The following is a 22,933-nucleotide window of genomic DNA, read 5'->3' on the forward strand; positions in this document are numbered from 1 at the left end:
TCTGAGGGAAACAAACCCTGCGTGGAGAGCACTTGGTGTCGGGGCGCGCGATCACGAGGAGCGCGCCGACGCACCGTCCATCAGGTTACCATCGCCCCGCCACGGGCCTGCACACGTGCCGCGGTCCGGGCCGGGGGCGAACCCCGGCCCGGACCGGGCCCACGTCCCGGCCGGCCTCAGCCGGCGTCCACGGCGGTGGACGGGGCCGCCGCCCTGGTCCGCCGGGTGCGGCGGCGCTTGGGCCGCTCTCCGGCCTCCTCGTCGCCCTCGGCCGGCGCCGCGGCCTCGGTCACGGTCTCCGGCTCGCCCACGGCCTCGGCGGCCGCACGGGCGGTCCGCCGGGTCGCGGTGCGACGGGTCCGGCGCGGGGCCGGGGCCTCCTCGGCCGGCGCCTCGTCCGCGACCGCCGCGGCGGCCTCCTGCGGCTCCTCTGCGGCGCGGGGGGCCTCCGCGGCCCCGTCGGCCGCCTCGGAGTCCGGAGCGGTCTCGGCGGCCTGCTCGGCCGCCGTCTCGACCACCGTGTCCTCCGCGGCCTTGCGCGAGCGCGTGGTGCGCTTGCGGGTCCGCTTGGGCTCGGCCGGCTCCTCCGCCTCGGCCTCGGCCTCGGCGGCCTTCCTGGTCCTGGCCGACTTCTTCTCCGACTTCTTGGCCGGCTTGTCGGCCTTGGCGGCGGGCTCGGGGGCCTCCTCCGCTGCCGGGGCCTCGGGCTCGGCGGGCTCGGGCTCCTCGGCCGCCGTGTCCGGCACCGCGGGGGTCTCGGCCGGTTCGGCCTCGCCCTTGCCCTTGCCCTTCTTCTTGCGGCCGCCGCCACCGCCGTTGCCGGCGGCGGCGCCCTTGCCCTCCACCGGTTCGGTGGACAGGATCAGGCCGCGGCCGCTGCAGTGCTCGCAGGTGTGGGAGAAGGCCTCCAGCAGGCCCTGGCCCACCCGCTTGCGGGTCATCTGCACCAGGCCCAGCGAGGTGACCTCGGCCACCTGGTGCTTGGTGCGGTCCCGGGACAGGCACTCCAGCATCCGCCGCAGCACCAGGTCGCGGTTGGACTCCAGGACCATGTCGATGAAGTCGATGACGATGATGCCGCCGATGTCGCGCAACCGGAGCTGGCGGACGATCTCCTCCGCCGCCTCCAGGTTGTTCTTGGTGACGGTCTCCTCGAGGTTGCCGCCCTGACCGGTGAACTTGCCGGTGTTGACGTCGACGACCGTCATCGCCTCGGTACGGTCGATGATGAGCGAACCGCCGCTGGGCAGCCAGACCTTGCGGTCCAGCGCCTTGTTGATCTGCTCGTCGATCCGGTAGGCGGCGAAGACGTCGCGGTCCTCGGTCCAGTGGGAGGCCCGCTCGGCGAGGTTGGGCGCCACGTGCTCGACGTAGTCGTGCACGGTGTCCCAGGCCTCGTCGCCGGAGACCACCAGGCTGGAGAAGTCCTCGTTGAACACGTCCCGCACGACCCGGATGGTCAGGTCGGGCTCGCTGTTGAGCAGGGCCGGGGCGTTGGCCGACTTGGACTTGCGCTTGATGGACTCCCACTGGTTGGCCAGGCGGGAGATGTCGCGCTCCAGCTCCTCCTCGCTGGCGCCCTCGGCGGCGGTGCGGACGATGACGCCCGCTCCGGAGGGCATGACCTTCTTGAGGATCTGCTTGAGGCGGGCGCGCTCCTTGTCGGGGAGCTTGCGGCTGATGCCGGTCATCGAACCGCCGGGCACGTACACGAGGTAGCGGCCGGGCAGGCTGATCTGGCTGGTCAGGCGGGCGCCCTTGTGACCGATCGGGTCCTTGGTGACCTGCACCAGGACCGACTGGCCGGACTTGAGCACCGACTCGATGCGCTTGGGCTGGCCCTCCAGGCCGAACGAGTCCCAGTTGACCTCGCCCGCGTACAGGACGGCGTTGCGGCCCTTGCCGATGTCGACGAAGGCGGCCTCCATCGACGGCAGCACGTTCTGCACCCGGCCCAGGTACACGTTGCCCACGTAGGAGCGGTGGGTGGCGCGGTCGACGTAGTGCTCGACGAGGATGTCGTCCTCGAGGACGGCGATCTGGGTGCGGTCGCCGGTGCGGCGGATGACCAGGTCGCGCTTGACGGCCTCGCGGCGGGCCAGGAACTCCGACTCGGTGACGATCGGGGCGCGGCGGCGGCCCTGCTCGCGGCCCTCGCGGCGGCGCTGCTTCTTGGCCTCCAGGCGGGTGGACCCGCGCACGGCCTGGACCTCGTCCGAGATGGGCCGCTCCTGGCGCGGCTCGCGGACCCGGACCACGGTGTTGGGCGGGTCGTCGGAGGTGGCCTCACCCCCCGCGCCGCCGGAGCGACGGCGCCGACGGCGGCGGCGCCGGCTCCCGCCGCGCTCGTCCTCCTCGGCGGTGTCGGCGGAGTCCTCGGGCTCGGCCTCCTCGGCGGCGGCCTCGGCCTCGTCGGGGACCTCGGTGTCATCGGCGTCGTCGCCGGAGCGCGAGCGTCCGCGGCCCCGTCCGCCGCGGCGGCGACGGCGGCGGCCGGGCCGCTCCTCGGCGGAGTCCTCCGCGCCGGTCTCCTCGGCGATCTCGTCCTCCGCGGCGTCCTCGTCCGCCTCGTCCTCCTCGGCGCCACCGTCCTCGGTGTCGGCCTCGACGGGCGCGGGGGCCGCGGGCGGGGCGGCGGCCACGGGCGGCTGGAAGAGCATGGAGGGCGCCTGGAAGACGGTGCCGACCTGGGCGGTCTCCTCCTGCTCCCCCTCGTCCCCGTCCTCGGGGACGGCGGTGGTCTCGGGCGCGGCCTCGGGCTCGGCGGCGGCGCGCGTGCGCGAACGGCGCGCACGGGTCCGGGGCTCGGGCTCGGCGGCCGCGGGGGGCTCGGCGGCGGCCGCGCGGGTGCGGCGCGTGCGGGTCTTCTTGACGGGCTCGGCGGCCTCGGCGGCCTCGTTCCCGTCCTTCTCCTCCTGCCCGGCCGGGGCCGTCACAGGGGTCGCGGGGACGTCCAGCGGCCGGTCCTCGACGCGCACCGTGCGTCGCCGCACCGGGGTCGCGGAGGTGACCTTGACAGTGCCGCCCTCACCGGAGCCCGCGAGCGTGGTCACGGGCTTGGCCGGGGGGACGAAGACGTCGTCCGGCTCGGGGGGCGGTCCTGCCGCGCGGCGCACGCCCTTGGCCGGTGCGGGCGTGGTCACGCGCACCTCGCCTCCCCCCACGGGGGACGTCGCCGCCCTCGTTTCGGTTGTTTCAGTTGTACCCACGGTGTCGTCTGCACCGTTGTTGGGCTCGTTGTCGAGCATCCGGGCGGTCTCCCGTCAAAGTCCCCGGGCGCGCCGCGACCTCTCGGTCGGCGGCGCGGCTCACGGGAACTGTCGTCGCAGTGTCAGCGCCGACGGCACCGGGGTGCCGTCGGGGCAAAGTCCTGTGGTGGCGCCCACGTTCCCCGCTTCGGGGCCGCTCATCAGCGCGGTCCCGTCATGGGCGCCGACGGCTGTGGTGCGCTGTCGCCCCGCTCCTCGGCGTCGTCCGCCGGTCCGGAGTCGTTTCGGTCCACGGCGAGCGGGTCAGCGATCGCACCTGTCGCCTCGTTCAGCGGCCCCTGCGCCAGCCGGGTCACCGTCACCGGTGACTGCGGCGCGAGGTCGGCCACATGGCGGAGGCCGGTCAGCACGTCGTCCGGTCGAACGGCCGGTGTGGTGTGCCGTACGACCATCCGAAGTATGGCATATGTGGTGTCCTGCTCCCTCGGGGCGCGCCCAGGATCACGACACACGTCGATTCCGACCACCGCCGGCCGGGTGTCGAAGCGGCGGCGACCCTTCTTGGTCATCCGCTCCACCTCGACGGTCTCGGCCGCCAGGTAGGCCCCGACGGCGCGTTCCGCCTCGTCGGTTCCCACCCCGTCCAGTTCCACCCGCCATACGGAGGCCTGGAGCCGCTCGGCCAGTCCCGGCACGCGGGCCTCGACGACCTCGATGATGTCGATGCCGTCCGGCATGGCCGCGTCGATGTCGGTCCCGACCCGGGCGGGCTCCCGCTCCTGGGCGAGGGTGAGTTCGAGATACTCCGCCTCACTGGCGACCCCGGTGGGGGCGGCGCCGGTGTAGGAGACCTTCGGGTGGGGCGAGAAGCCGGCGGAGAAGGCCACCGGTACGTCCGCCCGGCGCAGGGCTCGCTCCAGCGCCCGGGCGATGTCCCGGTGGCTGGCGAACCTCATGCGTCCGCGCTTGGCGTAGCGGACGCGGAGCCGTTGTCCGGATGCGGCGGTGGAGGGTGAAGTGGTGCCCTCGGGTGCGGGGGGCAGCTCAACTCCTTTCCTCATGCCCCTCGGAGCGGCCGCGGGGCGGCCGGTGAGGGACTGTTCCTCGTCCTGTTCAGCGTACGGTGCGCGGTGGTGCACCTGGACCGGCGAACCGGCGGGTGCTCCGTTGCACGTGCGTCCGACAGGACCACGCATCCCGTATCTGCCCCACTGACCTGCGCTCGAAAAGTCCCGATGGGACTCCGGACGGGCCGCTGCGGGGTTTGCGCGCCGGGTGAACAAGTGTTCACCACCGGAACGCGGGGGGCCGGAAAAAAAATCCGAAGAAAATCCCGGACCCATGGCAACCCCCCCACGGGGCCGCGAGTCCTATTACACGTACGGCCCGGCGCGAGCGGGGCGCCGGGCCGTACACCTTCTCCCCCGGGCGCTCCCCTTCACAGGGTCGAGGACCGCCGCACAGGCGGCGCCCGGAGCGGGCATCGTACTCCACCGCCTCCGCGCCCCCGTCGGGCGCCTCCCCCTCCCGAGCCGGAGCACCCGATACGCCCACATGGCCGGATCCGGCCGCGCGACGCGGGCGGGGACCGCCGGGCACACCGAAGGGCCAGCACCGATCCGTTCCCTCTGCGCACCGGGCCCTGGCCCGGTCCGGAAGCGGCGGTACAGCTGACAGACCCTGGCCCGCTCCCCGTTCCACCCCTGGCCCCGGACCGGAAACGGCGGTACGGCTGACGGAACCTGACCCGCTCCCCCTCCGCTCCGGGGCCCGGGCCCCGGGGCGCATCCCGGCCGCCGGCGCCGGGGCGCCGGCGGCCGGGGCAGGGGTCAGATGACGGTGAGCGGGAGGGTCGGACGGCCCTCCGCCGGGGCGTTGATCTGGATCTCGGTGCCCATGCTGGGGCACACGCCGCAGTCGTAGCAGGGGTTCCAGCGGCAGTCGTCGACCTCCAGCGACTCCTCGCCGTGCAGGGAGTCCTGCCAGTCCTGCCACAGCCAGGAGCGGTCCAGTCCCGCGTCCAGGTGGTCCCAGGGCAGCACCTCGTCCTCGTCCCGCTCCCGGGTGGTGTACCAGTCCACGTCCACCGGGTACCCGGCCAGGCCGGTCTCGGCCGCCTTGGTCCAGCGGTCGTAGGAGAAGTGCTCGCTCCAGCCGTCGAACCGGCCGCCCGAGCGCCACACCTCCTCGATGACCCGGCCCACCCGGCGGTCGCCCCGGGAGAGCAGCCCCTCGATGATCGACGGCCGCCCCTCGTGGTAGCGCAGCCCGATGGCCTTGCCGTAGGCGCGGTCCGAGCGCAGCCGGTCGCGCAGCTTGCGCAGCCGGGCGTCCACCACCTCGTGCGGGGTCTGGGCCGCCCACTGGAACGGGGTCTGCGGCTTGGGCACGAACCCGCCGATCGACACCGTGCAGCGGATGTCCCGGCGCCCGGTCACCTCCCGGCCGGTGCGGATGACCTCGGTGGCCAGGTCCGCGATGGCCAGCACGTCCTCGTCCTCCTCGGTGGGCAGCCCGCACATGAAGTACAGCTTGACCTGCCGCCACCCCGCCGCGTAGGCGGCGGTGACCGTGCGGATGAGGTCCTCCTCGGTGACCATCTTGTTGATGACCCGGCGCATCCGCTCGCTGCCGCCCTCCGGGGCGAAGGTCAGCCCCGAGCGGCGGCCGTTGCGGGTGAGCTCGTTGGCCAGGTCGATGTTGAAGGCGTCCACCCGGGTGGAGGGCAGCGACAGCCCGGTGTTGGTGCCCTCGTAGCCGTCGGCCAGCTCCTTGGCGATGTCCTTGATCTGGCTGTGGTCGGCGCTGGACAGCGACAGCAGGCCCACCTCCTGGAAGCCGGAGTTCTTCACCCCCTCGCGGACCATGGAGGTGACGGTCTCCTTGTTGCGCTCGCGCACCGGCCGGGTGATCATCCCCGCCTGGCAGAAGCGGCAGCCGCGGGTGCAGCCGCGGAAGATCTCCACGCTGTAGCGCTCGTGCACCGACTCCGCGGTGGGCACGATCGGCTTCTTCGGGTAGGGCCACCGGTCCAGGTCCATGACGGTGTGCTTGAGGACCGTCTCGGGCACGCCCGGCCGGTTGGGCGTGTACGCGGCGATGCGCCCGTCCTCGTGGTAGTCCACGTCGTAGAAGCGCGGCACGTACACCCCGCCCGTGGCGGCCAGCCGCAGCAGCAGCCCGTCGCGTCCCCCCGGCTCCCCCTCGTCCTTGAACTCGCGGACGATCTCGGTGATGGCCAGGCTGATCTCCTCGCCGTCGCCGAGCACCACCGCGTCCAGGAAGTCGGCCATGGGCTCGGGGTTGAACGCCGAGTGCCCGCCGGCCAGCACGACGGGGTGCCCCTCGCGCCGGTCCTCCGTGCGCAGCGGGATGCGGGCCAGGTCCAGCGCGGTGAGCAGGTTGGTGTAGCCCATCTCGCTGGCGAAGCTGACCCCGATGAGGTCGAAGGCGCCCAGCGGCCGGTGGGAGTCCACGGTGAAGTGCTCGACCCCGTGCTCCCGCAGCAGGGCCTCCATGTCCGGCCAGACCGCGTACGCGCGCTCGGCCAGCACCCCCTCGCGCTCGTTGAGGACCTCGTACAGGATCTGCACGCCCTGGTTGGGCACCCCCACCTCGTAGGCGTCGGGGTACATCAGCGCCCAGCGCACCCGGGTGTCGTCCCACTCCTTGACGACGGAGTTGAGCTCACCGCCCACGTACTGGATGGGCTTGCCCACCCGGGCCAGCAGGGGCTCCAGTCGCGGAAAGAGGCTTTCGACGGTCATGGCCTCGAGACTTTCGATCGGCGGACGGGGACGGATCTGCCCTTTCAGGCTACCGGCGCCGCGACCCCCGGTCCCGGGTTCTCCACAGGCCCTATTCGAACCCCCGGTCCCGGGAGTTCACCCCGAGCACCAGTCCCAGCGCCAGCAGGTTGGCCAGCAGCGCCGTGCCCCCGTAGGAGACGAACGGCAGCGGAAGCCCGGTCACCGGGACGATCCCCAGCCCCATGCCGATGTTGATGAAGGTCTGGAACCCGAACCACGAGGCCACACCCACGCACAGCAGGCGCGGGTAGGGCTGGTCGCAGCCCAGGGCGATGCGCAGGATCCGCCACAGGATCACCGCGAACAGGCCGATGACCAGCCCTGCCCCGACGAACCCCAGCTCCTCCCCGGCGACCGTGAAGATGAAGTCCGTGTGCTGTTCGGGCACGAACCGGCCGTGCGTCTGCTCCCCCTGGAACAGCCCGGTCCCGTCGAACCCGCCCGATCCGACGGCGATGAGCGCCTGGTTGGAGTTGTACCCGGCGCCCTGCGGGTCCGCCGACGGGTCCACGAGCGTGGCGATGCGGTCCAGCTGGTAGGGCTCCAGCATGTCGAACCACCAGACGCAGAAGCCGGCCACCACTCCCGACAGCAGCATCCCGGCCACCCAGAAGACCGGGGCCCCGGACAGCGTCAGCATCCCCAGGAAGATGGCCCCCAGCACCAGCGTGGTCCCCAGGTCGGGCTGGAGCATGACCAGGGAGAGCGGTACCGCGAGCGCCAGCAGGCAGAACAGCACGTCCCTGGTCATCGGCCGGGTCTCGCCGTCGCGGGGCTCCCCCAGCAGGGTGGCCAGCACCAGGATGAGGCCCGCCTTGGCCAGCTCGCTGGGCTGGAACTGGAAGCCGCCCACCACGATCCACCCGCGCGAGCCGTTGATGACGGCGCCCAGCGGTGTCAGCACCAGGATCAGCGCGATGACGGTGACGACGTAGACGATGGGCGCGTACGCGCGGACCGTCCGGAAGTCGACGGCGGCCACGGCCAGGCACACCGCCCAGCCCACGGCCAGGTGGGCCAGGTGCCTGCGCAGGTGGTCGGTGGAGTCCAGCGGGTTCCCGCCGTCGCCGGGCTGGGTGGCCGACCACACCAGCAGGCAGCCGATGGCGCACAGCGCGGCCACCGCCAGCACCAGGACCCAGTCCAGCCTGCGGGCGGCGCCCGCGGCGGTCACCGCGGTGCGGCCCAGGTCGATCCTGCGCGGGACGTGTACGGTCATGGGTCACCGGTCCAGAGGGTCGATGGAGCCGTCGGAGCGGACCTCGGGCAGCTCGGCGCGGGGCTCGCCGCCGGGCAGGGCGGGCTCGTCGAAGTCGCCGAACCCGTAGATGCCCTCGTAGATCTTCCGGGCGATGGGCGCGGAGGTGGTGCCGCCGGTACCGCCCTGGGAGACGAACACGACCACTGCGAACTGCGGGTCGTCGGCGGGCGCGTAGGACACGAACCAGGACGACACCTGCCGGTTCTGGGCGTCGGCGCTACCGGTCTTGCCCGCGATGGACACCTTGTCCTGCGGGAAGCCCGCGAAGGCGCCGCCGCCGGTACCCGTCTTGGGGACCTCCTCCAGCGCGTTCTGGAGGTAGCGGATGGTCTCGTCCTTCACCGGCACCCTCCCGGCGACGACCGGCTCGATCTCCTCGACGACACTGCCGTCGGCCGAGACCAGGGCCCGGGCCACCCGGGGCTCGTACACGGTGCCGCCGTTGGCGATGGCGGCGTAGGCGCGGACCAGCTGGAGCGGGCTGACGAGCACGTCGCCCTGGCCGATCGCGAAGTTGACGGCCTCGCCGGCCCGCCACTGGAACCCCTCCACGCACTGCTCGTAGGCCAGGAGCTTGAGGTAGGCGGCGTGGGACGGGTTGGTCTCGGCCACCTCGGGGTAGCCCTCCTCGCCGCGGCGGCAGTTGTTCTCCCGGGTCTCCTCCCAGAAGGTGCGCTTCCACTCGCGGTCGGGGATGCGCCCGCTGGTCTCGTAGGGCAGGTCGATGCCGGTGGGGGCGCCGAACCCGTACCCGCGGGCCATCTCCGCCATGGCCTCCTTGGGCTCGCCCTCGGGTTCGAGGCCGCCGTCCTTGAGCCAGAGCTGGTAGCCGAAGTTGTAGAAGATCGTGTTGCAGGAGACCACGATGGCCCGGTGCAGGCTGATGGTGCCGTGCCCGCCGCCCGCGTAGTTCTGGTAGTTCTGCCCGGCGATGTTGACCGATCCGGGGCAGGCGTAGGTGCTGCGCAGCGAGTAGCCGTTCTCGACCGCGGCCGACAGCGACGACACCTTGAACGTGGAGCCGGGCGGGTACTGGCCCTGGACGGCGCGCGACAGCAGCGGCTCGCCGGCCTCGGTGCTGAGCAGCTCGTCGAAGGTCTCCTGGTCGATGCCGCCCTGCCAGATCGCGGGGTCGTAGGTGGGCAGGCTGGCCATCGCGATGATGCCGCCGTTGCGCACGTCCATGACGATGGCGGCGCCGGAGTCGGCCTTGTACCGGGGGCGGGCGCCCCGCATGCCCTCGGCGAGCGCCTCCTCCACGATCTCCTGCACGCCCATGTCCAGGTGGGTGACGATGTGCATCCCCGCCTGGGGCGGACGGTCGGAGATGACGTCCATGACCTCGCCGTGGTTGTTCACGCCCAGGGTGCGCACGCCCGCGATGCCGCGCAGCTGCGAGTCGTAGACCGCCTCCAGGCCGTCGCGGCCGACCTGGTCGATGCCGGTGAACTGGGTGCGCAGTTCCTCGCGCGCCTCCAGCTCCTCCTGGGTGACGGGCTGGAGGTAGCCCAGGACCTGCCCGGCCCGGGCGCCGTTGGGGTACTCGCGCACGGCGTGGGCCTGCGCGGTGATGCCGGGGAAGTCGTCGGAGCTCTCCATGATCTGCAGCGCGACGGACGGCTCGATGTCCTCGGCCAGGGTGACCGGCTGGTAGGGCGAGCCGGGCCAGCAGGGCCGCTCCACCTCGGGCCCGCACAGGCGCATGCGCTGCCGGAGCTGCTCCACCGGGACGTCGAGCACCTCGGAGAGGTCGGTCAGGACCTTCTCGCCGCCGTCGTCCATGCCCAGGAGCTCGTGGTAGTCGGCGGAGACCACGAGCTCGGTGCGGTTGGCGACCATGGGGCGGCCGGTGGCGTCGAGGATCTGGCCGCGGGTGGCGGGCACGACGAGCCGCTGGTGGTGGTTGGCGACGGCCAGGTCCCGGTAGTGGTCGGCCATCGGGATCTGGAGGTACCACAGGCGCGCGCCCAGGACGGCGAACAGGGCGACCACGAGGATCTGCGCGAGCACGAGGCCGGTGCGTCCCAGGCGCGGTCCGGGCAGGGCCGGGTCCACGGGAGGTCGTCGCACGGTCACCACCCCCGGGGGGACATGGGCCCCTGGACGGTGGCGAACTCGTGGTCCGACAGGGACTCGCGCAGCCACAGCAGGGGCAGGGTCACCAGCGGGGCGACCACCAGGGTGAGCGCCGCGCCGACGCCGACGGCGACCACGATGTCGGGCAGGCCCGTGCGCGGGTCGCCCATGAGCACGCCCAGCCCGGCGTAGGCCAGGCCGACGCCGAGCGAGGTGGCCAGGACGGCGCCCAGGGCGAACAGGCGCGAGGTGCGGGCGCCGACCCCGCCGGGCGCCCCGGTGTTGCGGTGGACCAGCGACACCAGGTACCCGGCCAGGCACAGGATCAAGGCGTAGCGGCCGATCGCGTGGTCGGCCGGGGGCAGCACGTCCAGGGCCAGGCCGATGCCGAACCCCCAGCCCGCGGCGGCGGCGGGGGCGGTGGTCAGGGCCAGGGCCACGATGGCGGCCACGGCCAGGTCGGGGCCGGGGCCGCCGTCGGAGAGCGCGCCGAACGGCAGCCGGTTGACGACCACCGCCTGGACGAGCACGACCGCGGCCACCGAGAGCAGGGTCACGGCGGACCTCATGGCTACTTCTCCCTCTCGGGTGCGTCGGGCTTGGGCGGGAGCACGGAGTCCCTGGGGTCCTCGGCCGGGCCGGCGACGACGACGCCGACCGTGTCCAGCGAGGCGAAGTCGACCGCGGGCGTCAGCACCGCGAGCCGGCTGAGCGCCCCCGGGGCGGCCTGCACCTCCTCGACGGTGCCGATGGGCACGCCGGGGACGAACGGCGCCCCCTCGTGCGAGCCGAGGGTGACCAGCCGGTCCCCGGCCTCCACGGGCGCCTCCATGTCGAACAGCTCCAGGGTGAGGTCGGCCTCGGGCCCGCCGGGCACGGTGCCCCCGGTGACGACGCCGATCTTGCGGGTCGACTCCAGGCGGGCGCCGACCGCGGAGGTGACGTCGGTGGCGAGCAGCACCGTGGCGGTGCGCGGGCCGGCCTCGATGACCCGGCCGACCAGCCCCTGGCCGTTGACCACGGTCATGTCCGGGGCGATCCCGGACTCGGTCCCGGCGTCGATGGTGGCGACGTCGGCGTAGCCGCGCGGTGTGGTTCGGGTGACCGCCTGGGCCGGGACGATCTCGTAGCCGCCCATCCCGGACAGGTGCAGGAGCTCGTCGAGGCGCTCGGCGCGGTCCTCGTCGAGGCGGGCGGCGTGCAGCTCCTCCTTCAGGCCGGCGTTGGCCGCCTCGAGTTCCGCGATGCGTTCGGAGGCCCCGGGGGCGCGCCGTACGGTGTCGTAGAGGTCGCCGACCGGCGCGGCGACGTACCCCACGCCCGCGGCGGCGGGGGCGAAGACCAGTTCGCCGCCCGCGCGGGCCGCCGCGGTGACCGGGTTTTGGCCCTGGCGGCCGTCCAGGACGAGCAGGACCACCGACAGGACGACGAGCACCGTCAGGGTGAGCCGGGACCTCGGGCTGTCGCGCAGCATCAGCGCCGCCGCTCGGGGACGAGGACCTGGTGGAGGCGCTCGTAGTTCTCCACGCAGGTGCCGGAGCCGATGGCGACCGAGTCCAGGGCGTTGTCCGCCACGTGGATGGGCATCCCGGTCTCGTGCAGGAGGCGCTCGTCCAGGCCCCGCAGCAGGGCCCCGCCCCCGGTGACGGCGATGCCGCGGTCCATGATGTCGCCGGACAGCTCGGGCGGGCACTTGTCGAGGCTGGTGCGGACCGCGTCGATGATGGCGGTGACGGGCTCCTCGACGGCCTGGCGGACGTCGGACTCGGACATGACGATGGTCTTGGGCAGGCCGCTGATGAGGTCGCGGCCGCGCACCTCGGCGTGCAGTTCCTCGGCCCCGGTCGGATAGGCCGAGCCGATGGCGAGCTTGAGCTCCTCGGCGGTGCGCTCCCCGATCATCAGGGAGTACTCCTTCTTGACGAAGGTCATGATCGCCTGGTCCAGCTCGTCGCCGCCGACCCGGATGGACTGGGAGGTGACGATGCCGCCCATGGAGATGACGGCGACCTCGGTGGTGCCGCCGCCGATGTCCACGACCATGTTGCCGGTCGGTTCGTGGACGGGGAGCCCGGCGCCGATGGCGGCGGCCATGGGCTCCTCGATGATGTAGACCCGGCGCGCGCCCGCCTGGTACCCGGCCTCCTTGACCGCGCGGTGCTCCACGGAGGTGATACCGCTGGGGACCGCGACGATGATGCGGGGCTTGGCGAAGTGGCGGCGGCGGTGGATCTTCTGGATGAAGTAGCGCAGCATCCGCTCGGTGATCTCGAAGTCGGCGATGACGCCGTCCTTGAGCGGGCGGATGGCGGTGATGTTGGTCGGGGTGCGGCCGATCATCTGCTTGGCCTCGATGCCCACGGCGACGATCTTGCCGGTCGAGGTGTTGAGGGCGACGACCGAGGGTTCGTTCAGGACGATGCCGCGGCCACGCACGTACACGAGCGTGTTGGCGGTCCCCAGGTCGACGGCCATGTCCCGGCCGAGAAAAGCAAGGTTGTTCGGCATGTAACGTCCTCAGAGGCGCCGTGTCGGACGTGGTTGCACGGGGCGACCATACGTAGTCGTTCCGGCACGATAGGTATTCAGTCCCCCGTATCGTAACGGTCGGCACTTAGTTGGTTACGCAAACACACCGAATCGTTGTCTTCTCCGCGTCCGCGGCGCGCGGACGGAAGTGCGGCGCCGTCGGCGCCGTCGGCCGCGGGGACGGTGGGAGACGGGCCCGGGGGCTCCGGGAGTGTCCCCGGGCGCGGGAGGGCCCGGGCCGGGCGGGGGTTCCGGGAAGCACAGCGTAGCCGCGCGGCCCCCGGAGTGCGGGGGGTTCGGCGCAATCGCCCCCCGAACGGCGCGAAGGGCCGCCCCCGGCGGGGGCGGCCCTTCGGCCTCGGTTCCGGCGACCGGCGTCAGCCCAGGTCGGGGAAGAACAGCTTGATCTCGCGCTCGGCGGAGTAGGTGGAGTCCGAGCCGTGCACGATGTTCTGCTGCACCTCCAGGGCGAAGTCGCCGCGGATGGTGCCCGGGGAGGCGGTGACCGGGTCGGTCGCGCCGGCCAGTGCGCGGAACGCCTCGACGGCGCGCTCGCCCTCGACCACCAGCGCCACCAGCGGGCCGCCGGTGATGAACTCCACCAGGGAGCCAAAGAACGGCCGCTCGGCGTGCTCCTCGTAGTGGGTCTTGGCGGTCTCGGCGTCGAGCGTGCGCAGCTCCATCGCGACGATCCTCAGGCCCTTGCGCTCGATGCGCGAGATGACCTCGCCGACGATGCTGCGGCGGACGCCGTCCGGCTTGATGAGAACGAGAGTGCGTTCCACGTGCGATTCAGCTCCTCACTGGACTCCGCGTGGCGCGAGGGCACGACGCCCACGGCGTCTGTGCACGCGGAAACGTGCGTCACACTATCGCGTTCGGGACTCCGACGAGGCACCGACGGCCGTCTCGGCCTCCCGGGCGGCCTCGGCCTCGGCCCGCGCCTGGTGGGCGGCCTTCATCTCGTCGGTCCGGCGGCCCAGGATGACGCCGGTCACCCACAGGGACACGAAGACCACGGCGACCAGCATGCCCCCCGGGAGCATGAACGAGGTGAACAGGAACACGGCCTGGAGCGCCCAGGACGCGTAGTGGGCCCAGCGGTGCTTCTGGAGCCCGGCGAGCACCAGGGCCGCGACGGCCATGGTGCCCCACAGGCCTCCGGCGAAGGCGGGGTCCATGCCCGCCAGGGTCACGGCCACGGGGATGAAGAGGCCGATGACGATGACCTCGAAGGCCAGAACGACGGCGCAGACGACACGCACGGTGGGAATTCCCTTCGTAATGAGAGCGCGTCGGCCCGCTACTCCCCCGCGCCGCGCAGCAGGTGGACCGCGTCGCCCGCGGTGACCACCGAGCCGGTGACGAGCACCCCGGAGCCGCCGAACTCGCCGTCGTCCTCGGCCCGGCCCACTGCCAGGTCGATCGCGTCGTCGAGTCGGGGCGCCAGGTGGACGCGGTCCTCGCCGAAGATGCCCACCGCGATGGCGGCCAGGGACTCCGGGTCGAGGGAGCGGGGTGAGGAGTTGCGGGTGACGACGATCTCGTCGAGCAACGGTTCCAGGGGATCCAGGATCCCTTCGACGTCCTTGTCGGCCATGATCGCGACCACGCCCACCAGGCGGGAGAAGCCGAAGGACTCCTCCACGGCCGCGGCCGTCGCGATCATTCCGGCCGGGTTGTGGGCGGCGTCCGCGATGACGGTGGGGCTGGTGCGCACCACCTCCAGACGCCCGGGGGAATCGACCCCGGCGAGGGCCTCGGCGACGATGCCGGGGTCCAGGCCGGCCGCGTCCTCGCCCGCGGCGGCGAACGCCTCGACCGCGGCCACGGCCACGGCGGCGTTCGACGCCTGGTGGGCGCCGAACATCGGCAGGAAGAGGTTCTCGTAGCTCGCGGTGAGCCCCTTGACGGCGATCTGCTGTCCGCCCACCGCGACCTCGCGGCCCAGCACCCCGAACTCCATGCCCTCGCGGGCCACCCGGGCGCCGACCTCGGACGCGTTGCGCAGCAGGACCTCGGCCGCGGCCACCGGCTGCTGGGCGATCACCGCGACGGAGTCGGGCTTGATGATGCCAGCCTTCTCCTCGGCGATGCCCTCGACGGTGTCGGGCAGGTAGTCGGTGTGGTCGATACCGATGGGTGTGATCACCGCGACGTCGCCGTCCACCACGTTGGTGGCGTCCCAGCGGCCTCCCATGCCCACCTCGACGACGGCCACGTCGACCGGGGTGTCGGCGAAGACCGCGTAGGCCATCACCGTCAGGATCTCGAAGAACGACAGGGGAGCGTCGTTCATCTCGTCGGCCATCTCGATGTAGGGGCGGATGTCGTCGAAGGTCTCGACGAACCGCTCCTGGGAGACGGGCTCCCCGTCGACGACGATGCGTTCCCGGACGGTGCGCAGGTGCGGGCTGGTGTAGCGGCCCGTGCGCAGCCCCCGGGCGCGCATGAGCGCGTCGATCATGCGGGCGGTGGAGGTCTTGCCGTTGGTGCCCGTGACGTGGATGACCCGGAAGTTCCGCTGTGGATCGCCCAAGAGGTCCAGCAGGGTGCGGACGCGGTCCAAGCGGGGGTCGATGTCGGTCTCGGGCGCCCGGGCGAGGATCTGCGCCGTCACTTCGGCGTAGCGCGCGTCGGCGCGGTCCTCACTCACGGCTGCTGAGAGGTCGGAGTCGGGGTGTACACACCGCGTCAGTGTACGCGGCCCGGCCGGGGCGTGACCTCCGGGTACGGGGTCCGGACCCCGATATGGCCGGGAGCATACTGGGGGCATGCCCGACCTTGACCCTTTCTTCTCCGAGTGGGCCGGCCGCGCCGCCGGCTCGGCCCGCAGCCTGGAGCGCGCCCGGGAGCTGATGCGCGCGCTGGACCTGGACGACGCGCGGCCCCCGGTGCTGGGAGTGGTCGGCTCCAAGGGCAAGGGCACCACGGCCACCACGGCGGCGGCCGCCCTGTCCTCCGCGGGGCTGCGGACCGTGCTGGCCACCGGGCCGAGCTTCCGCTCCTACCGGGAGCGGGTGCGGGTGGACGGGGCCTCGGTCTCCGACGGGGTGCTGGACTCCCTGGGCGCGCGGATCGACCGGGCACGGCGCGGCCTGCCCGGCCCGGCGGAGTCCGGCGGGTACCTGGCGCCGAGCGGGGTGTTCCTCGTCGCGGCCCTGCTGCACGCCCGCGACGTCGGCGCCGACGTGTGCGTGCTGGAGGCCGGGATGGGCGGCCACCGCGACGAGCTGCGGCTGATCGGCCCGGAGGTGGTCGCCCTTGGCGCGGTCTTCGCCGAACACGTGGGGATCCTTGGGGACACCGTGACCGAGATCGCCCGCGAGAAGGCGCGCGTGGCCGGCGAGCGCACCCGGCGCCTGGTCCGGCTGCCGCAGACCCCGGAGGTGGCCGCGGCCGTGGACGCCGCTCTGGAGGAGGCGACCGGGGGCCGGGTACGGGCCGAGGTCGCCGACCCGGAGGCGCCCGGGACGGAGCCGCCCGCGGACCTGCGCCCGCCGGGGCTGTCGGCCGCCTCGGGCGTGCTGGGCACGGCCGCGGCCGCCCGGATGCTGGAGCACCTGGGCCGGGGCCCGCTGGACCCGGGCCGGCTGCACGCGGTGCTGCGCACCCTGCGGCTGCCCGCCCGGTTGTCGCGGCACCCGGTTCCGGGCGCGCCCGGGGCGGAGGCCATCGTGGACTCGGCGATCGACCGGGTGGGGGTGGCCGCGGCGCTGGCCCACGCGCGCGCCGCCTGGGGCGGGGTGGACCACGTGCTGCTGTGCCTGCCCGACCACAAGGACGTCTCCGGCGCCGTGGCGGTGCTGGGCGACCTGCCGGTCACCATGGTGCGCCTGCCCGAGGCGCACCTGCGGTTCGAGTACGCCCCGCCCGCGCACTGGGGCCGTGTGGACGCCGCCGCCCTCTCCCCCGCACGGGTGGCCGCCCTGGGCGACCGGGTGCTGGCGCTGGGCACGGTCTACTTCACGGGCCGGATGACCGAGGTCCTGGACGTGCCGACCGACCGCCTCTTCGGCTGACCGGCCCGGGCAAGGGGGCGGGGGCGGCGCCCGCGGGCGCCGCCCCCGCCTTCACGGAGTGGACCGGTCAGGGCCTAGCGGCCGGGCCGGTAGCTCTCCTGGTTCTGCGGGTTGAGCTCGTCGAACGTGATGCGCTCGGCCGCCCGCAGGCGCGGATCGGTCACCTTCAGGACGTCGAGGCCCCGGGTGATGTCGTTGGAGTAGATGTAGCCGTTGTAGTAGTACGTCGACCAGGTGTCGTTGTCCAGGACACCCTCCTCGACCCGGGAGTCCACGTCGAAGAAGGCGATCTCCTTCGGCTTCCTCGGGTTGTTGAAGTCCATGATGGACACGCCGCCCTGGTACCAGGACTGGACGAAGAAGTCCTGGCCCGGGACCGGGATGAGCGAGCCGTTGTGCGCCACGCAGACCTGGTCGCCCTGGTGCCGGTCGATCTTGTAGTAGCTGGCGAAGTCCATCTCCGGCGCCGCGTCGGTGCCGTTGATGGTGTAGATGGCGTTGGCGCCGCGCTGGCCGCCGATCTCCTCGGTGCAGGTCGGGGCCCCGCCGCCGCCGAGCTCGTCGGTGAACACCACGTTGCGGGCGTCGTTGGTGAACGTCGCCGAGTGCCAGAAGGCGAAGTTCGGGTCCTGGACGACCTCGGTGACCACCGGGTTCACGGGGTCGGAGATGTCCATCAGGATGCCGTCGCCCATGCAGGCGCCCGCGGCGATGTCCTTCTCGGCGTAGACGGTGATGTCGTGGCAGCCCTGGGTGGGCAGCAGCAGGCCGTCCTGGTCGTGGTTGCCGCCGTCGGGGAAGAGCACCGGCTCGTTGACGATCGCGGCCGAGGCCGGGTCGTCGTGCGGCACCTCGATGATGGTGATCTTGTCGTGCGGCGGCTGACAGTTGGGGAAGTTGGACGAGGGCGAGTAGGACGACACGTAGATGAGGTCGCTCTCGCCGTCCTTGCTCGGGACCAGGGTGTTGGTGTGCGAGCCGCAGTCGGTGCGCACCGCCGCCACGTACTCCGGGTTCTCCTTGTCGGAGATGTCGAAGATCCGGATGCCCTCGAACCCGTTCGGGTCGCTGGTCGGCACGGCCGGGGCGCCGCACTCGTCGCTCGCGCGGGCGTAGTCGACGGAGAAGTACAGCAGGTCGCCGCTGACCGACACGTCGCCCTGCCCGCCCGGGCACAGCACCTCGGTCAGGACCCTGGTGTTCTCGGGGTCGGAGATGTCGTAGATGACGAAGCCGTCGTAGTTGCCGCCGATGGCGTAGTCGCCGGTGAACGCCAGGTCGGAGTTGACGTTGCGGACGGTGGAGGGCTTGGGCACGTAGGCCACGTGCTCGATGTTGGCACTGTGGATCGAGTCGGCCGGGGGCGTGTCCGCGTACGCGGTCGCCGGGCCGAGCAGGCCCACGAGCAGAGAGGCCGCGGCCGTCGCCGCCAGGGCGACGGAACGGCTCAGGCCTCTCCTGTTGCGGGGTACAGGCATCGGGACTCCTGTGCACTAGGGGGTGTTCGAGGGGTACGTGAAGGGGCCGCGGCGTGCACGGCCGCGGCCCCTCTCACGTCACCCGCCCCTGCCCCGGGGGGCCGGGGGCGTCTTCGGGGGCGGTCAGCGGCCGTTGCCCCTTCCCGGGCGGTACTCCGGCTGCGACTGCGGGTTGAACTCGCTCATGTGGACCTGCTCGGCCACACGGAAGCGCGGGTCCTCCAGCTTGATGACGTCCAGGCCCCGGGTGATGTCCGAGGAGTAGACGTAGCCGTTGTAGTAGTAGGCCGACCAGGAGCCGCCGAGCACGAGGCGGTCGTCATCGATCGGGCCCCGGTCGAAGTAGCCGATCTCCTGCGGGTCGGACGGGTCGTTGAAGTCGATGACGGAGACGCCGCCCTGGTACCAGGACTGGACGAAGAAGTCGCGGCCCGGGACCGGGATGAGCGAGCCGTTGTGCGCCACGCAGTTCTCGGTGCTGCCCTGCATGCGCGGGATCTTGAAGTAGCCCTCGAAGGACAGCTCGGGCTCGCCCTTCTTGAAGCCGTCGATGGTGTAGATGGCGTTGGCGCCGCGCTCGGAGCCGATGCTCTCCAGGCAGGTCGCGCCGCCACCTCCGCCGAGCTCGTCGGTGAACATCACGGTGGCGCCGTCGTTGGTGAACGTCGCCGAGTGCCAGAACGCGAAGTTGGTGTCCTGGACGACGTCGGTGACGACCGGGGCGGCCGGGTCGGAGATGTCCATCAGGATGCCGTCGCCCATGCAGGCGCCCGCGGCGATGTCGTGCTTCGGGTAGACGGTGATGTCGTGGCAGCCGCTGGTGTTGCGGTAGCCGCCCTCGGGGAAGAGGACGGGCGCGTCGATGACCTGCGCGGAGGCCGGGTCGTCGATGGGGACCTCGATGATCGAGATCTTGTCGTGCGGCGGCTGGCAGTTGGGGAAGTTCGCCGACGGGGAGTACGAGGAGACGTAGATGTACTCGTGCTCGCCGTCCTTGCCCGGGACGAGGGTGTTGGTGTGCGAGCCGCAGTCGGTGCGCACCGCCGCCACGTACTCCGGGTTCTCCTTGTCGGAGATGTCGAAGATCCGGATGCCCTCGAACCCGTTCGGGTCGCTGGTGGGCACCGAGGGGGCGCCGCACTCGTCGCTGGCGCGGGCGTAGTCGACGGAGAAGTACAGCAGGTCGCCGCTGACCGACACGTCGCCCTGGCCGCCCGGGCACAGGACCTCGGAGACGACCGTCGGGCTCTCCGGGGTGGAGATGTCGTAGATGACGAACCCGTTGTAGTTGCCGCCGATGGCGTAGTCGCCGGTGAACGCCAGGTCGGAGTTGAAGTCGCTCATCACCTCGGTCTTGGGGACGTTGGCGATGTGCGTGACGTTGGCGCTGGTCTCCGCGTCACTGGTGAAGGCCGGGTCGGCGGAGGCGGCGGAGGGGGCGAGGAGGGACGCGACGAGGGCGGTGGCGCCGGTGAGGGCGACCGCTCCCCTCTTCAGCGTGGATCTCCACGAACGCGGCGGAGGGGTTGGCATGGGGGAGGACGCCATGGGGGCTCCTGTTCGGGTCTGGCGCTGAACAGGAAGAAAGTACACACTTCAACATCTATCTGTATAGGGGGGAACAAAAGAAACACACCAGTTAACACACTGTCCACACGACCCCATCCGGCTACGCACGGTGCCTAGGTTCCTTCGGGGGTCGGTGGTGCGCCGCCCGGGTCGGCGGTTCCCCGCGCCCCCGTGTACGCTTCCGCGTTCTCCCAGGTGGCGACCGTTGTTACGGGTGTTGTCCATGTCCGGAAAAGGACGTTTGCGACTGGGGGTTGAACTCCTCCATGACCACGCCCTGTGCCTGTTCCAGGCGCGGGTCGGTGAGCCGGAGGACGTCGAGCCCGTTCCGGATGTCGGACGAGTAGACGTGCCCGTTGTAGTAGTACGCCGACCAGGAACCCGCGGTGCGCAGGGCCTGGGGATCCCAGGGACCCCGGTCGAAGTGGCCGATCTCCTCCGGGCGCTCGGGGTCGGTCAGGTCGATGACGGAGACCCCGCCCTGGTACCACGACTGGACGAAGTAGTCCCGCCCCGGAACGGGGATCAGCGAGCCGTTGTGCGCCACACAGTTCTCGGTTTCGGTCTGATGGCGCGGCAGTTTGTAGTAGCTCCTGAAATCGAGTTCCCATTGGCCCCCGGAACCGTTGAGTGAATAGACCGCGTTCGCCCCGCGTTCGGGTCCGGCCCCCTCGGTGCAGACGGCGGCGCTCCCCCCGCCCAGCTCATCGGTGAACAGGACGTACCGGGCGTCGTCGGTGAACGTCGCCGAATGCCAGAAGGCGAAATTCGGGTCCCGCACCCGGTCGAGCACCCGCGGCTCCACCGGGTCGGAGATGTCGAGCAGCAGCCCGTCGCCCAGGCAGGCGGCGGCCGCGATGCCGCGCTCGGGATAGGCCGTGATGTCGTGGCAGCCGGTGGTGGACTCGGCCCCGCCGTCGGGGAAGAGCACCGGCTCGTTGACGATCGCGGCCGAGGCCGGGTCGTCGTGCGGCACCTCGATGACGGTGATCTTGTCGTGCGGCGGCCGGCAGTCGGGGAAGTCCGGCGAGGGCGAGTACGACGACACGTAGACGAGGTCGCTCTCGCCGTCCTCACCCGGAACGAGGGTGTTGGTGTGCGAGCCGCAGTCGGTGCGCACCGCCGCCACGTACTGCGGGTTCTCCTTGTCGGAGATGTCGAAGATCCGGATGCCCTCGAACGCGCCGGCCTCGGTGGCCGGTGCCGCCGGAGCGCCGCACTCGTCGCCGGCGCGGGGGTAGTCGACGGAGAAGTACAGCAGGTCGCCGCTGACCGACACGTCGCCCTGCCCGCCCGGGCACAGGACCGTGGACACCACCCGGGGCCGGGTCGGGTCGGAGATGTCGTAGACGACGAAGCCGTCGTAGTTGCCGCCGATGGCGTGGTCGCCGGTGAACGCCAGGTCGGAGTTGAAGGCGCCCTCCCGGTCCAGCGGCGCGGGCCGGGGCAGGCCGCCCACCCGGACCACGCCCTCGGCGGAGACCTCCTGTTCCGCGACCGCCGCCCCGGGGACCGCGGTCGCGGCGGCCAGCAGGACCGCGGCCGCGCCGGCGCCGCCCCCGCGCAGGAGCGCGCGACCCGGCCCCTCCCCTCGCCCCGTCCCCCCGCCCACGGCCCACCTCCGACACAAAGAGCAACAAATCGCCTACTTTGTGTTGTACTCCCCCCATAGCCAACGGACCAGCAGAAACGCCGCCATGTGCGCACAGGCGCCAGATCTGGCATACGGGACGGCCGGGACACGCGGAGCGAACAAAACGATGGAGACACGCCCCCAAGGGTGGACAAAACACCCGGACAGTGAGTAGAAAGCCCAGCAGAGCGTTCTCCTCCGACCGGCCCGCCGCGCCGGAGGCGGCGCACAGCCCCCGGGCCCGCCCCACACCCCCGTTCTTGGAGGACACCCCGTGCGTCGCCTGGTACTCGCGGCAGGAACCGCCCTCGTACTCCTGGGAACCTCGGCCTGCACCGGGGAGGACGAGCAGCCGCAGGAGTCGGCGAACGTCATCGCCCCCGGCGCCCCCGGCGAGTCGTCCTCCCCGGCCACGGCCGACCAGATCGCCGCCCTGGCCGAGGAGCAGGGACACAACGAGGCCGACGTCGTCTACCTGGTGAAGATGATCGAGCACCACGCCCAGGCCCTGGAGATGACCGACCTGGTCCCCGAGCGCCACCGGCGCGAGGGCATCGGCGGCATCGCCGAGCGGATCAGCGCCGCCCAGGGCCCGGAGATCACCGCCATGGAGAGCTGGCTGGAGACGAACGTCTTCGGCCCGGCCCGGGAGAACCCCGCCCACCAGAACTTCTGCGGGCTGGAGGGGGACGGCGACCACCACGGCGGGGGCGAGGTCCCCGCCTGCGACCTCCAGGTGGACCACGAGGACATGCCGGGCATGGTCTCCGAGGAGGACATGGGCCGGCTGGAGGCCGCCGACGGCGACGAGTTCGACCGGCTGTTCGTGGAGCTGATGACGGCCCACCACCGCGGCGCGGTGACCATGGCCGAGGAGGTCCTGGAGAACGGCAAGGACCAGACGGTGATGAGGATGGCCAACGACCTCATCGCCGAGCAGAACACCGAGATCGAGCGCATGGAGGCCGTCCTCGAGAACGAGGACTAGGACGCGTTCGGCGGATCATCCCGGGTCCGGGCCGTCGGGCCGCCTGTGCCCGGACGGCCGTCCCCGGGCCGGTCCCGCCGGACGGCTTGCGGGAGATCGCCTCGCGGCCGTTCCCGGCGCCCGGCACGAGCGCCGGGCCACGCGAAGGCGCCCCTCGAACACGCCCTGGGAACGGCCCCGGAACGGAAAGAGAGGACGGCGCCCCCGACGGGAGGGCGCCGTCCTCATCTTGTGCTGAGGCGGAGGGCTCAGGCGGACTTCTCTCGGTGCTCGGGCTCGATCTGCGCCCGCGGCACGATCGTCGGATTCACGTTGTCGATCACCGTCTCCCGCGAAATGATCACCCGACCCACATCCTC

16 protein-coding genes are annotated in these 22,933 nt (G+C 72.1%); 2 read left to right on the plus strand and 14 right to left on the minus strand.

Translation table 11 applies throughout. The annotated features are described in order from the left end of the window. Nucleotides 1-176: 176 nt before the first annotated feature. From ABZ249_RS29755 to ABZ249_RS29805, 11 genes are all read right to left on the minus strand, one after another. Nucleotides 177-3,248, minus strand: coding sequence for an Rne/Rng family ribonuclease (locus ABZ249_RS29755; RefSeq protein ID WP_355269396.1), 3,072 nt, complete (start codon nucleotides 3,246-3,248; stop codon nucleotides 177-179). 161 nt (nucleotides 3,249-3,409) lie between these two features. Next, a complete protein-coding gene (locus tag ABZ249_RS29760; protein WP_355269426.1) occupies nucleotides 3,410-4,165 on the minus strand; it encodes a TIGR03936 family radical SAM-associated protein in 756 nt (251 codons plus the stop codon). A gap of 873 nt (nucleotides 4,166-5,038) precedes the next feature. Next, nucleotides 5,039-6,976, minus strand: a complete 1,938-nt coding sequence (locus ABZ249_RS29765) for a TIGR03960 family B12-binding radical SAM protein (RefSeq protein WP_355269398.1) — start codon at nucleotides 6,974-6,976, stop codon at nucleotides 5,039-5,041. Between the two features lie 91 nt (nucleotides 6,977-7,067). Continuing rightward, nucleotides 7,068-8,237 carry a rod shape-determining protein RodA gene (gene rodA / locus ABZ249_RS29770; RefSeq protein WP_355269400.1) on the minus strand — a complete coding sequence of 390 codons (1,170 nt, stop codon included), beginning with the start codon at nucleotides 8,235-8,237 and terminating at the stop codon, nucleotides 7,068-7,070. A gap of 3 nt (nucleotides 8,238-8,240) precedes the next feature. Further along, entirely contained in the window at nucleotides 8,241-10,349 is a 2,109-nt protein-coding gene (gene mrdA / locus ABZ249_RS29775) for a penicillin-binding protein 2 (protein ID WP_355269402.1), read from the minus strand. A gap of 2 nt (nucleotides 10,350-10,351) precedes the next feature. Next, nucleotides 10,352-10,924 carry a rod shape-determining protein MreD gene (gene mreD / locus ABZ249_RS29780; protein WP_355269404.1) on the minus strand — a complete coding sequence of 191 codons (573 nt, stop codon included), beginning with the start codon at nucleotides 10,922-10,924 and terminating at the stop codon, nucleotides 10,352-10,354. Between the two features lie 2 nt (nucleotides 10,925-10,926). After that, nucleotides 10,927-11,829 carry a rod shape-determining protein MreC gene (gene mreC / locus ABZ249_RS29785; RefSeq protein WP_355269406.1) on the minus strand — a complete coding sequence of 301 codons (903 nt, stop codon included), beginning with the start codon at nucleotides 11,827-11,829 and terminating at the stop codon, nucleotides 10,927-10,929. Beyond that, nucleotides 11,829-12,863 carry a rod shape-determining protein gene (locus ABZ249_RS29790; protein ID WP_220559627.1) on the minus strand — a complete coding sequence of 345 codons (1,035 nt, stop codon included), beginning with the start codon at nucleotides 12,861-12,863 and terminating at the stop codon, nucleotides 11,829-11,831. The genes mreC and ABZ249_RS29790 overlap by 1 nt, the downstream gene beginning before the upstream one ends. A 398-nt stretch (nucleotides 12,864-13,261) precedes the next feature. After that, nucleotides 13,262-13,669, minus strand: a complete 408-nt coding sequence (gene ndk, locus ABZ249_RS29795; RefSeq protein ID WP_220559626.1) for a nucleoside-diphosphate kinase — start codon at nucleotides 13,667-13,669, stop codon at nucleotides 13,262-13,264. A gap of 84 nt (nucleotides 13,670-13,753) precedes the next feature. After that, nucleotides 13,754-14,149 carry a DUF4233 domain-containing protein gene (locus ABZ249_RS29800; RefSeq protein ID WP_355269409.1) on the minus strand — a complete coding sequence of 132 codons (396 nt, stop codon included), beginning with the start codon at nucleotides 14,147-14,149 and terminating at the stop codon, nucleotides 13,754-13,756. Between the two features lie 38 nt (nucleotides 14,150-14,187). Further along, a complete protein-coding gene (locus ABZ249_RS29805) occupies nucleotides 14,188-15,540 on the minus strand; it encodes a folylpolyglutamate synthase/dihydrofolate synthase family protein (RefSeq protein WP_355269411.1) in 1,353 nt (450 codons plus the stop codon). 118 nt (nucleotides 15,541-15,658) lie between these two features. On the opposite strand from ABZ249_RS29805, the gene ABZ249_RS29810 reads away from it, so the two are divergent. Continuing rightward, entirely contained in the window at nucleotides 15,659-16,906 is a 1,248-nt protein-coding gene (locus ABZ249_RS29810; RefSeq protein WP_355269413.1) for a hypothetical protein, read from the plus strand. 74 nt (nucleotides 16,907-16,980) lie between these two features. On the opposite strand, the gene ABZ249_RS29815 is transcribed toward ABZ249_RS29810, so the two are convergent. From ABZ249_RS29815 to ABZ249_RS29825, 3 genes are all read right to left on the minus strand, one after another. After that, the gene (locus ABZ249_RS29815) at nucleotides 16,981-18,384 is read right to left on the minus strand and encodes a hypothetical protein (RefSeq protein ID WP_355269415.1); all 1,404 of its coding nucleotides are present in this window, start codon (nucleotides 18,382-18,384) and stop codon (nucleotides 16,981-16,983) included. Between the two features lie 123 nt (nucleotides 18,385-18,507). Continuing rightward, entirely contained in the window at nucleotides 18,508-19,932 is a 1,425-nt protein-coding gene (locus tag ABZ249_RS29820; protein ID WP_355269417.1) for a hypothetical protein, read from the minus strand. A 229-nt stretch (nucleotides 19,933-20,161) separates the two neighbouring features. Continuing rightward, nucleotides 20,162-21,421, minus strand: a complete 1,260-nt coding sequence (locus tag ABZ249_RS29825; RefSeq protein WP_355269428.1) for a hypothetical protein — start codon at nucleotides 21,419-21,421, stop codon at nucleotides 20,162-20,164. Nucleotides 21,422-21,860: 439 nt separating this feature from the next. On the opposite strand from ABZ249_RS29825, the gene ABZ249_RS29830 reads away from it, so the two are divergent. Then, nucleotides 21,861-22,574 (plus strand): DUF305 domain-containing protein, encoded by a 714-nt coding sequence (locus ABZ249_RS29830; protein ID WP_355269419.1) that lies wholly within the window; start codon nucleotides 21,861-21,863, stop codon nucleotides 22,572-22,574. The last annotated feature ends 359 nt before the right edge of the window (nucleotides 22,575-22,933 follow it).

This window comes from Nocardiopsis sp. NPDC006139 (assembly GCF_040614155.1).
GTDB classification, from domain to species: Bacteria; Actinomycetota; Actinomycetes; order Streptosporangiales; family Streptosporangiaceae; genus Nocardiopsis; species Nocardiopsis changdeensis.

Bases quoted from the DNA above. Each gene is read 5' to 3' on its own strand.
- ABZ249_RS29765 (WP_355269398.1), bottom strand. From the start codon at position 6,976: ATGACCGTCGAAAGCCTCTTTCCGCGACTGGAGCCCCTGCTGGCCCGG.
- ABZ249_RS29815 (WP_355269415.1), bottom strand. From the start codon at position 18,384: ATGCCTGTACCCCGCAACAGGAGAGGCCTGAGCCGTTCCGTCGCCCTG.
- ABZ249_RS29760 (WP_355269426.1), bottom strand. From the start codon at position 4,165: ATGAGGTTCGCCAGCCACCGGGACATCGCCCGGGCGCTGGAGCGAGCC.
- ABZ249_RS29790 (WP_220559627.1), bottom strand. From the start codon at position 12,863: ATGCCGAACAACCTTGCTTTTCTCGGCCGGGACATGGCCGTCGACCTG.
- ABZ249_RS29820 (WP_355269417.1), bottom strand. From the start codon at position 19,932: ATGGCGTCCTCCCCCATGCCAACCCCTCCGCCGCGTTCGTGGAGATCC.
- mreD (WP_355269404.1), bottom strand. From the start codon at position 10,924: ATGAGGTCCGCCGTGACCCTGCTCTCGGTGGCCGCGGTCGTGCTCGTC.
- ABZ249_RS29810 (WP_355269413.1), top strand. From the start codon at position 15,659: ATGCCCGACCTTGACCCTTTCTTCTCCGAGTGGGCCGGCCGCGCCGCC.
- mreC (WP_355269406.1), bottom strand. From the start codon at position 11,829: ATGCTGCGCGACAGCCCGAGGTCCCGGCTCACCCTGACGGTGCTCGTC.
- rodA (WP_355269400.1), bottom strand. From the start codon at position 8,237: ATGACCGTACACGTCCCGCGCAGGATCGACCTGGGCCGCACCGCGGTG.
- ABZ249_RS29755 (WP_355269396.1), bottom strand. From the start codon at position 3,248: ATGCTCGACAACGAGCCCAACAACGGTGCAGACGACACCGTGGGTACA.